We start from the raw sequence: 12,427 nt of genomic DNA, 5'->3' as shown, positions 1-12,427 counted from the left end.
GAGCGCGTTCCGCCAACTGATCGAGGCCCAGGGCGAAAACGGGCAGCCGCATTCCCTGCGCCAGGTGATTTTCGGCGGTGAAGCGCTGGACACGGCGATGCTCAAGCCCTGGTACGCCCGGGAACTGAATAGCGGCACGCAACTGGTGAACATGTACGGCATCACCGAGACCACGGTGCATGTGACCTATTACCCGTTGCAGGCCGAAGACGCTCAACGCCTGGGCGCCAGCCCGATCGGTAAACGCATTCCCGACCTGCAGCTCTATGTCCTTGATGCCCGTCGCGAACCGGTACCGGTGGGTGTGGTCGGTGAACTCTATGTCGGTGGCGCCGGGGTTGCCCGGGGTTATTTGAACCGTGCCGAACTGAGTGCCGAGCGTTTCCTCGACAACCCGTTCAGCGCCGAGGCGAATGCCCGCATGTACCGCACCGGTGACCTCGGCCGCTGGCTGGCCGACGGCAGCCTGGAATACTTCGGTCGTAACGACGAGCAGGTGAAGATTCGCGGTTTCCGGATCGAACTGGGTGAAATCGAAGCCCGCCTGGCCGCTCACCCAGGGGTCAAGGAAAGTGTGGTCCTTGCACGGGAAGACAACCCGGGTGAAAAACGCCTGGTGGCTTATGTCATTGCGCAGCAACCGGAAACCGTGCTGGAGATCGAAAGCCTGCGTGGCCATCTGCAAGGCGCACTGCCGGAGTACATGGTGCCAGCGGCTTACGTGCAGCTCGGTGGCGTGCCGCTGACGCCGAACGGCAAGCTCGACCGCAAGGCTCTGCCGGCGCCGGACCTCGACGCGGTCATCAGCCGTGACTACGAAGCACCCGAAGGCGAGATCGAGATTGCCCTGGCCCTGGTCTGGCAAGAATTGCTGGGCCTGTCCCGGGTCGGTCGACACGACCAGTTCTTCGAGCTGGGTGGTCACTCGTTACTGGCGATGCGATTGATTTCGCAAATCCGCCAGCAACTGGGAGTCGAGGTGGGCCTGGCGTCGTTGTTTGCCCATCCCGAGCTGACGGCGCTGGCCCAGGTGATTGCCCAGGCCGGGCGCAGCACCCTGCCGAAGATCCTGCCGGTGGCGCGGGATCAGGCCTGGCCGTTGTCCTTCGCCCAGCAGCGCCTGTGGTTCCTCGCGCAGATGGAAGGCGCCAGTGCGGCCTACCATATGCCCGCCGGCCTCAGCCTGCGTGGCACCCTCGACCGCGTGGCCCTGCAACGGGCGCTGGAGCGCATCGTCGCGCGCCACGAAGGCTTGCGCACGACCTTTGCCCTCGGTGATGACGAACAACCCTCGCAGCGGATTGCGGCGGCGGATGCCGGCTTCAGCCTGCAACTGCACGATTTGCAGGGGCTGGCGGCGGCCGAGGAGAAACTTCAGGTCCTGGCCGGCGAGGAGGCCGTGCAAGCCTTCGACCTGGAACAGGGGCCGTTGATTCGTGGTCGTCTGATCCGTATGGCCGAGGACCACCATGTCTTGCTGGTGACCATGCACCACATCGTCTCCGATGGCTGGTCGATGACCGTGCTGACCCGTGAACTGGCCGCGCTTTATGCGGCGTTCAGCCAGGGTCAGGACGATCCGCTCGCACCGCTGGAACTCCAATACCTGGACTACGCCGTATGGCAGCGTCGCTGGCTCAGTGGCGAGCTGCTGCAGCAACAATGCAGCTACTGGCAGCAGACCCTGGCGGAGGCGCCGGCACTGTTGATGCTGCCTACCGACCGGGTCCGTCCGGCGCAGCAGGATTATGCCGGCGCCGCTCTGCCGGTGGCTTTCGACGAAAACCTGACCCGTGGCCTCAAGGCCCTCGGCCAGCGTCACGGCACCACCTTGTATATGACCGTCATGGCCGCCTGGGCGGCGCTGTTGGGCCGCCTGGCCGGACAGGACGACGTGGTGATCGGTTCGCCGGTGGCCAACCGCATGCGCAGTGAAGTCGAAGGGCTGATCGGCCTGTTCGTCAATACCCTGGCGATCCGCGTTGATCTCAGCGAGCAACCGACGGCCCAGACGCTGTTGGCGCGGGTCAAGGCCGCCACCCTGGGCGCCCAGGCGCATCAGGACCTGCCGTTCGAGCAAGTGGTGGAAGTGATCAAGCCGGTGCGCAGCCTGGCCCACAGCCCGGTCTTCCAGGCGATGTTGACCTGGCAGGACATGGGCGGCGGGGATTTCGCCCTCGGTGATCTGCAACTCGAAGGCCTGGGTGCAAGCCATACCCTGGCCAAGTTCGATATTTCGCTGGACCTGGGCGAGGCCCAAGGCCGTCTGCTCGGTTCGCTGGAATACGCCACGGCGCTGTTCGACGAAAGCACCATGGTTCGTTACCTGGGTTACTTCCAGCGCCTGCTGGAAGCCATGGTTGCCGACGACCGTCAGGTGCTGGAACAGGTGCCGTTGCTCGATGCCGCCGAGCGCGAGCACCTGCTGGTGGACCTCAATGCGACCGAGGTACCTTATCCGCAGGACAGCACCATTCATCAATTGTTCGAAGAGCAGGTCCGCGCGCAACCGGACGCCATCGCGGTGGCCTTCCAGGCTCAGCGCCTGAGTTATGCCGAACTGAATCGCCAGGCCAACCGCCTGGCCCATCACCTGATCGGCCTGGGCATCGGCCCGGACGATCGGGTGGCGATCTGCGTCGAACGTGGCGTGGAGATGATGGTCGGCCTGCTCGGCGTGCTCAAGGCCGGTGCCGCTTATGTGCCGCTGGACCCGGCCTATCCGGCCGAGCGTCTGGCCTACATGATCGAGGACAGCAAGCCGTCGGCGTTGCTGACCCAGCGTGCATTGCAGGGCCGTTTGCCGGTGCTTGAGCTGCCGCTGGTGTTGCTTGACGACGATCAGCGCCAGGGCCTCAGCGAGCGTGACGACAACCCGCAACCAGCGAACCTCGGTGCGCGCCACCTGGCCTATGTAATCTACACCTCCGGTTCCACCGGTAATCCAAAAGGGGTGATGATCGAACACCGTGGCCTGGTCAACTACAGCGTCGACGCCGCACGCCTGTTCGGCTTGACCCCGGCGGACACCGTGCTGCAACAGAACACCCTGAACTTCGACCTGTCGGTGGAGGAAATTTTCCCGGCGCTGCTGGCCGGTGCCACCTTGGCGCCGAGCCAGGAGATCTTCGGCAGCGAGGGCTCTCAGGATCACGGCGTTCGCCCGACCTTCCTGCATATGACCGCTGCTCACTGGCACACCCTGGCTGCCGAATGGCACAGCCAGCCACAGGTCGCCGCGCAACGTCTGGCCGATGTGCGTTTGATCAACGTCACCGGTGATGCGCTGTCGGCGCAGAAGCTCAAGCTCTGGGATGAAGTACGTCCCGCGCATACGCGCTTGATCAACACCTATGGTCCGACCGAGGCGACGGTGTCTTGCACCGCTGCTTATGTCACCCATGATGCCGTGGCCGGCAGCGAGGGCAGCGGCAACGCGACCATCGGCAAGCCGATGGCCAACACCCGGATCTACCTGCTCGACGCTCACCAACAGCCAGTGCCGTACGGCGTGGCCGGGGAGATCTTCATCGGCGGTGACGGCGTGGCACGGGGTTACCTGAACCTCGAGCAGGTCAACGCCGAGCGCTTCCTCGTCGATCCGTTCAGCGACAAGCCCGATGCGCGCATGTACAAGACCGGCGACCTGGCGCGCTACATGGCCGACGGCCGTATCGAGTACCTGGGCCGCAATGACTTCCAGGTCAAGGTCCGTGGTTTCCGTATCGAACTGGGGGAAATCGAGTCGCGCCTCGGCAGTTGCGCCGGGGTCAAGGAGGCGGTGGTAATCGCCCGGGAAGATCGTCCGGGGGAAAAACGCCTGGTGGCCTATGTGGTCGCCCAGCCTGAAGCGAGCCTGGATGCCGCCGGTTTGCGCGCGGAACTGGCACCGCAACTGGCCGAATACATGCTGCCAGGTGCCTTCGTGATCCTCGACGCCTTGCCATTGACGCCGAACCGCAAGCTCGACCGCAAGGCCCTGCCGGCCCCGGCGGACGACGCTTTTGCCAGTCGCGAGCATGTCGCTCCGCAAGGCGCCACCGAGACGGCCCTGGCGCAGATCTGGCAGAACCTGCTGAACCTGGAACAGGTGGGGCGTCACGACCACTTCTTCGACCTCGGTGGGCACTCGCTGCTGGCCATGCGCTTGATTTCCCAGGTGCGTCATCGCCTGGGCGTCGAGCTGAGCCTGGCGGATATCTTCGCCCAGCCGGAGTTGGCGGCATTGGCCCAGGTGCTGGCGCAAGCCGCCGGCAGCAGCCAGCCGCCGATCGTGCCGGTGTCCCGTGACCAGGTCTTGCCGTTGTCGTTTGCCCAGCAGCGCCTGTGGTTCCTGGCGCAACTGGACGGCGGCAGCTCGGCCTATCACATTCCAGCCGGGCTGCGTTTGCTCGGTGCCCTGGATCGTATTGCCCTCAAGCGGGCGCTGGATCGTATCGTCGCTCGTCACGAGTCGCTGCGGACCACCTTTGTGCAACTGCAGGGGCATGATGCGGAACAACGTATCGCCCCGGCCGATATCGGCTTCAACCTGCAATTGCATGTGTTGGCCGGGCAGGCGGAGGCGGAAGAGGAACTGCTGTCCATCGCCGCCGAAGAGGCTCGCGAGAGTTTCGACCTGGTCCGTGGACCGCTGGTGCGTGGGCGTCTGGTGCGCATGGCCGAAGACGACCATGTGTTGCTGGTGACCCTGCACCACATCATCTCCGATGGCTGGTCCGCTGGAGTACTGACCCGCGAACTGGGTGTGCTCTACGAGGCCTTCCGCCAGGGCGCGGAAGATCCGTTGCCGGCCTTGCCGGTGCAGTACGCCGACTATGCGGTGTGGCAGCGCAACTGGCTGAGCGGCGAAGTGCTGCAACAGCAAGGGCACTATTGGCAACAGGCCCTGGCCGGTGCGCCGGTCCTGCTGGCCTTGCCGAGCGACCGGCCACGTCCGGCGCAGCAGGACTACAGCGGGCATCTGTTGGGCCTGGCCCTCGATGCCGAGCTGACCCGTGGCCTCAAGGCGCTGAGCCAGCGTCAGGGCACCACTTTGTTCATGACGGTCATGGCCGCCTGGGCCGCGGTGCTGAGCCGGCTGTCCGGCCAGGATGACGTGGTGATCGGTACGCCGGCGGCCAACCGCCTGCGCGCCGAGGTGGAGGACCTGATCGGGTTCTTCGTCAATACCCTGGCGGTGCGCGTCGACGTTTCGGCAACGCTGAGCGTCGAAACCCTGCTGCAACAGGTCAAGCATCAGACCCTGGCCGCCCAGGCCAACCAGGACTTGCCGTTCGAGCAGGTGGTCGAGGTGGTTCGTCCGCAGCGCAGCCTGTCCCATAGCCCGATTTTCCAGGCGATGTTGTCCTGGCAGAACACCGAGGAGGTCGATCTGGCGCTCGGTGATATGACCCTGCAAGGCGTCGCGGTGACCAGTCGCACGGCCAAATTCGACGTGCTGCTGGACATGACCGAGGTGGGTGACCGTCTGCTCGGTACTCTGGAATACGCCACGGCGTTGTTCGACGAGTCGACCATGCAGCGTTACCTGGGTTACCTGGAAGCCATGTTGCGTGGGATGGCGGCCGATGAGCGGGCGCTGATTGCGGAAATTCCATTGCTGGACGAGGAACAGCGTGGGCAGTTGCTGGAAGGTTTCAATGCGACCGCCGTCGACTATCCGCAGGATCTGACCCTGCATGGCCTGTTCGAGGCACGGGTTGCCACTGGTGGTGACGCGGTAGCGGTCGTCGATGAGAAGGGCAGCCTGACTTATGACGCGCTCAATCGTCAGGCCAACCGTATCGCCCATCGCCTGATCGGCCTGGGCATCGGTCCGGATGACCGGGTGGCGATCTGTGTCGACCGTAGCCTGGAAATGGTGGCGGGGCTGATGGGGATTCTCAAGGCTGGCGCGGCTTATGTTCCGCTGGATCCGGATTATCCGATTGATCGTCTGACTTACATGCTGGAGAACTGCGCCCCGACGGTGGTCCTCACTCAGGAAGCTTTGCGTGCGGTGCTTCCAGCAAGCAACGTACCGGTGCTGTTGCTCGATCCTGAGCATGCCGAGCGCGAAGGTTTCCTCGCACAACCAGATAGCAATCCGCTGCGGGCCGAGGTGCGTCCCGAGCATCTGGCTTACGTGATCTACACCTCGGGTTCGACCGGCCAGCCGAAAGGCGTGATGAACGAACACCGTGGCGTGGTCAACCGCCTGCTGTGGATGCAGGACGAATACGGTCTCGACGCTTCGGACAGTGTGCTGCAGAAGACGCCGTTCAGCTTCGACGTCTCGGTCTGGGAGTTCTTCTGGCCGCTGTTCAATGGCGCCCGGCTGGTGATGGCGCGTCCGGGTGGTCATCGTGACCCGGGCTACCTGCGCGAAGTGATTCGTGAGCAGAACATCACCACCTTGCACTTCGTACCGTCGATGCTCGACTTGTTCCTGGCCCATGGCGAGGCCGGGGACAGTGGCTTGCTGCGGGTAATGTGCAGCGGTGAAGCCTTGCCAGGGCATCTGGTACGGCGCTTTAAACAGCAACTGCCGGAGGTTGGCTTGTTCAACCTGTATGGCCCGACCGAGGCAGCCGTAGACGTCACGGCCTGGGATTGTGCCGGGCCGCTGGAAGAAACCCCGGACAACACGCCGATCGGCAAGCCAGTGGCCAATACGCGGATCTACCTGCTGGACGCCAACCGTCAGCCGGTACCGCTAGGTGTGGCCGGCGAGCTGTATATCGGTGGTGTGCAGGTGGCCCGCGGTTACCTGAACCGTCCTGAACTGAGCGCCGAGCGTTTCCTCGACGATCCGTTTAACACCGGCCGCATGTACCGTACTGGCGACCTGGGTCGCTACCTGCCGGATGGTACGGTGGAATACCTGGGCCGTAACGACGACCAGGTGAAGATCCGTGGTTTCCGTATCGAACTGGGCGAAATCGAAGCGCGTCTGGCCGCTTACCCTGGGGTCAAGGAAAGCGTGGTCTTGGCACGGGAAGACAACCCGGGTGAAAAACGCCTGGTGGCCTATTTCTCGGCGCAGCAGCCTGAAACGGTGCTGGAGATCGAAAGCCTGCGCGGTCATCTGCAAGGCGCACTGCCGGAGTACATGGTTCCGGCGGCTTACGTGCAGCTTGATGTTCTGCCACTGACGCCTAACGGCAAACTGGACCGCAAAGCGCTGCCGGCCCCGGATGGCGCGGCACTGATCAGCCGTGAATACGAAGCCCCGCAAGGCGAAACCGAAACCGTGCTGGCGCAATTGTGGGCCGAGTTGCTCAAGGTCGAGCGTGTAGGGCGACATGACAACTTCTTCGAACTCGGCGGTCACTCGCTATTGGCCGTGACGTTGATCGAACGTATGCGCCAGGTCGGCCTGAGCGCCGATGTACGGGTGCTGTTCGGCCAACCGAGCTTGTCGGCGCTGGCGGCGGCGGTGGGCGGCAGCACGGAAATCGTGGTACCGGCCAACCTGATCCCCGAACACTGTGAGCACATCACCCCGGACCTGTTGCCACTGGTCAGCCTGACCCAGGCGCAGATCGATCGGGTGGTGGCAGCAGTGCCAGGCGGCGCGGCGAATATTCAGGACATCTACCCGCTGGCACCGTTGCAGGAGGGGATTCTTTATCACCACCTGGCTGCGGAGCAGGGCGACCCCTATGTGCAGCAGGCGTTGTTCTACCTGGAAGACCGCGCACGGCTGCTGGCCTTTGTCGACGCCTTCGAGGGCGTGATCGGCCGCCACGATATCCTGCGCACCGCCGTGTTGTGGGAGGGCCTGGACGAGCCGCTGCAAGTGGTGCTGCGTCGGGCGCCGATGGTGCTGGAGGAATTGACCTTTGCGCCTGAGGCCGGTGATATCGCCAGCCAGTTGCGTGGCCATTTCGATCCGTTGCACTACCGGCTCGATGTGCGTCAGGCACCGTTGCTGCGCCTGGCCTGCGCCTACGACGCCGCTCAGCAGCGCTGGGTCGCCTTGCTCCTGTTCCATCACATGGCTCTCGACCACACCGCGCTGGACGTGGTGCGCCACGAGATGCAGGCCTATCTGCTGGGGCAGCAGGCGCAACTGGGTGCGGCGGTGCCGTATCGCAACTACGTGGCCCAGGCCCGCCTGGGTGTCAGTCAGGCGGCTCACGAAAGCTTTTTCCGCGACATGCTCGGCGATGTCGACGAGTCGACCCTGCCATTCGGCTTGGCCGATGTGCAGGGTGACGGCAGCGCCATCGACCAGGCCCACCTGGTGGTCGAGGACACCCTGAGCCTGCGCTTGCGCCAGTCTGCACGGCAGCTCGGCGTCAGCGTCGCCAGTCTGCATCACCTGGCCTGGGCGCAGGTGGTCGGTGCGCTCAGCGGTCGCGAGGATGTGGTGTTCGGCACCGTGTTGATGGGACGGATGCAGGGCGGCGAGGGTGCTGATCGGGCGTTGGGAATGTTCATCAACACCTTGCCGCTGCGCATCGAGGTCGGCGCACAGGGTGCCCGGGCTGGTGTCCGGGCGACCCATGCCCGCCTCAGCGCCTTGCTCGGCCACGAACATGCTTCCCTGGCCCTGGCCCAACGTTGCAGCGGCGTGGCCGCTCCGGCGCCGCTGTTCAGCGCCTTGCTCAACTACCGGCACAGCGGCGGGCAGCTCGACAGCCAAGCCGTGACGGCGTGGAGCGGGATCGAGAGCCTGGGGGGCGATGAGTGGACCAACTACCCACTGTCCCTGAGTATCGATGACCTCGGCGAAGCCTTTGTGCTGACCGCGCAAGTGGTGGCTGAAATCGGTGCCCAACGCATCTGTGGCTACATGCATGCGGCGCTGGACAACCTGGTGGAAGCGCTGGAACGCACGCCGGAAATGCCGTTGCACGATCTGTCGATCCTGCCGCTGGCGGAACGTCGGCAACTGTTGCTCGACTTCAACCGGACCGAACGTGCCTATCCCCACGGCCAACTGATTCACCAGCTGTTCGAGGCCCACGCGGCGGCGCGGCCACAGGCAATCGCGGCCCGTCAGGGCGAGTTGAGCGTGAGCTACGGCGAGCTCGATATCCGCGCCAATGCCCTGGCCCACTGCCTGCGCGAGCAGGGCGTGGTGCCGGGTACCCGGGTGGCGATCCTGCTGGATCGTTCGATTGACCTGCTGGCGAGTCTGTTGGCGACCCTCAAGTGCGGCGCCGCTTACCTGGCGCTGGATCGCCTGGCCCCCGAGGACCGCATTCGCTTCATGCTCGAGGACAGCGAGGCAACGGTGCTGCTGACCCGCAGCGACCTGTCGGCCCCCGAAGGCACGCCACGGTTGAACCTGGACATCCTGGAACCCGCAACGCTGTCGGTGAACCAGGCGCCGCCCGCACTTGAGGACAACACCCTTGCCGAGACGCCGGCCTGCATCATCTACACCTCCGGTTCCACCGGTCAGCCCAAGGGCGTGATCGTCAGCCACAACGGTCTCGCACGCCTGGTCCAGGACAATGGCTACTACGATTTCTCCCCCGAGGATCGCGTGGCCTTCTCCTCCAACCCGGCGTTCGATGCCAGCAGTCCGGAAATCTGGGGGGCTTTGCTCAATGGTGGGCAGTCGGTGATTGTCGAGCATCAGGTGCTGCTTGAGCCCCAGGCCTTCGCCGAGTTGCTGGGGCGCAACGAGGTGACGGTGCTGATCATCTCCACCGCGTTGTTCAACTTGTATGCAGGGTTGATTCCGGCCGCACTGGCGCGCTTGCGCATGGTGATGTGCGGCGGTGAGCGGGCTGATCCGGCGTCGTTCCGACGGGTGCGCGAGCATTCGTCAGCAGTGCGCCTGTTCAACGGCTACGGGCCGACCGAGGCCACCACCTGCGCCAGCCGGTACGAGGTGTTCGACGTGCTGCCGGGTACCCTCGGCCTGCCGATCGGCCAGCCCAACGCCAACGTGCGCATCTATGTGCTCAACGCCCGGCGCGAGCCGGTACCGGTGGGCGTGGTCGGCGAGATGTATATCGGCGGCGCCGGAGTGGCGCTGGGGTACCTGAACCGGCCGGAACTGACCGCCGAACGCTTCAGCGACGACCCGTTCACCGAGCATCTCGGCGGCCGGCTCTATCGCACCGGTGACCTGGCGCGCTGGCTGCCGGACGGCAACCTCGAGTATCTGGCGCGCAACGATGGCCAGGTGAAGATCCGTGGTTTCCGCGTGGAATTGGGGGAAATCGAAACCTGCCTGCATCACTGCGCCGGGGTGCGCAACGCCGTGGTGGTGGCGCGCGAGGACAGCCCGGGCGACAAGTACCTGGTGGCTTATTACACCGTGCAACCCGACGGCGAAGCACCGGAGTCCGAAGCCCTGCGGGCGCAACTGGCCGCCGACTTGCCGGAATACATGGTCCCGGGTATCTGCATGCGCCTGGATGCCTTGCCCCTGACGCTCAACGGCAAGGTCGATGTGCGGGCACTGCCGGCACCGGAGGCGGAGCGGTTCGCCACCCACGCTTTCGAGGCGCCGCACGGCGATCTGGAGCATCGTCTGGCGCAGGTCTGGGCCGAGGTGCTCGACCTGGAACGGATCGGGCGTCATGACAGTTTCTTCGCCCTGGGCGGTCATTCTCTGCTGGCGGTACGGCTGGTCAGCCAACTGGCCCTGGCCGGGTTGCCGGTGTCGTTGGCCGAGCTGTTCCAACACACCAGTGTCGCCGCGTTGGCTGCGCTGCTGGAGAACCGCACGGCCGAGGCCCGCTCGGACGAGCAACTGGTGCCGGTGCGCACCACGGGGAGCCAGCGTCCGTTGTTCCTGGTCCACGAGTTCACCGGCCTGGACCTGTACTTCCCGACCCTGGGGCAGCATATCGACAGCGATATCCCAGTCTACGGCCTGCCTGGCGTGGCTCTCGGGCAGACGCAGTTGCAGACCATGGAATGCCTGGCGACCCGTTTGCTGAACCTGATGCGCAAGGTCCAGCCGCAAGGGCCTTATCGTCTGGCCGGCTGGTCGTTCGGCGGGGTGCTGGCCTATGAGATCGCCATCCAGCTGGTTGGCCTCGACGAGGAAGTGGAGTTCGTCGGCCTGATCGACACCTATCTGCCACGCCTGGTGGATCAGGGCCGGGCCCGCTGGAATCCGGACAGCGCGCACAAACAGCATCTGCTGGAGCACTGCGAGCGGTTCTGGACTGGCCACGCCGAGGGTGCGAATCCCCTGGCGCTGCTTGAAGGGCTGCGTGCAGAACTCCAGTCCTTCGATTTCGAGGGTCTGCTACAACGCTGCCGCGAACAGGGCGTGATGCCACCGGAACTCGATGTCTCCGGGACCCTCGATCTTTGGCAGTACCTGGATCGCGAAGTCGCCCACGGTCACGCCCAGGCTCATTACACGGTGTACGCCAACAGCGTGCCGGTGCATCTGTTCACCGCCAGCGAGCGGGCCCATGACGCACTGGCCCACAGCGGCTACCTGGGTTGGGACGAGGTGCTGCCGCTGAGCCAGTTGCACAGCATCAAGGTGCCGGGTGATCACCGGAGCCTGATGCAGGCGCCGCATATCGAAGGTCTTGGGCAGGCGATCAATACGGCGTTGGCCGGTCTGGCCGGTCGTCCCTTGCCGACCCGCGTTGCCCACCAGCCGTTGCTGACGATCCAGGGCGGACGCGGCGATCACACGCCGGTGTTCTGCGTCCCGGGGGCCGGCGACAGTGTCACGGGCTTTATCGGCCTGACCGATGCGTTCGGTCCGCACTGGCCGATCCATGGTCTGCAACCGCGCGGGCTGGATGGTCGTACGGTGCCGTACAGCCTGGTGGAGACCGCCGCCGAGGCCTATCTGCAGGCGATCGACAGCGTTCATCCCGAAGGGCCGGTGCATCTGCTCGGTCACTCCTTCGGCGGCTGGGTAGTCTTCGAAATGGCCTTGCGCCTGACGGCCCGCGGTCGCGAAGTGGCTTCGCTGACCTTGATCGACAGCGAGTCGCCGGGGGGCAACGGCGTGGTGGGTAAACCTTATACGGCGATGGGCGTGTTGGAGCGCCTGATCGAGACCATGCAACTGGCTGCCGGCAAGTCGATGGAGGTCGACCAGGCCGCCTTCGCGGCGCAGGACGACGCCGGCCAGCTGCGCTTGCTGCATGCCGGGATGGTGCGGGCCGGGTTGTTGCCGCAGCGTTCGGCGGCTGACTCGATGCGTGGGCCAGCACGGGCCTTCGGTACGGCCTTGCGTACCCGTTATCAACCGTCGTCGATCTACACCGGGCCGGTTCGCCTGGTGTTGGCCGACGACCCGGTGCTGGACGCGGCGGGCAACCAGCGCGAGCAGCAGTCGATGGTCGCCGGTTGGCGCCGTTGTGCACCGGATCTCAGCGTCTGGCGTGGGCCGGGCAACCATTTCACCATTCTCAAGGCGCCCCATGTGCAGCATCTGGCGAGTTGGTGGCGATCCCACCAATAACGCGGTTTCTTCAAGCCCGGCGGCGGGTCCGTCGGG

General features: G+C 64.9%; 1 protein-coding gene. It reads left to right on the top strand.

What is annotated here, in order from left to right; genetic code table 11:
* The coding region (locus tag UCMB321_RS12320) for an amino acid adenylation domain-containing protein (protein WP_157015937.1) at positions 1-12,391 on the top strand (12,391 nt) is incomplete at its 5' end.
* Between the last annotated feature and the right edge of the window lie 36 nt (positions 12,392-12,427).

Source organism: Pseudomonas batumici (assembly GCF_000820515.1).
In the GTDB taxonomy this organism is placed as follows: Bacteria; Pseudomonadota; Gammaproteobacteria; order Pseudomonadales; family Pseudomonadaceae; genus Aquipseudomonas; species Aquipseudomonas batumici.
This window is presented reverse-complemented; position numbering and strand designations above follow the sequence as displayed.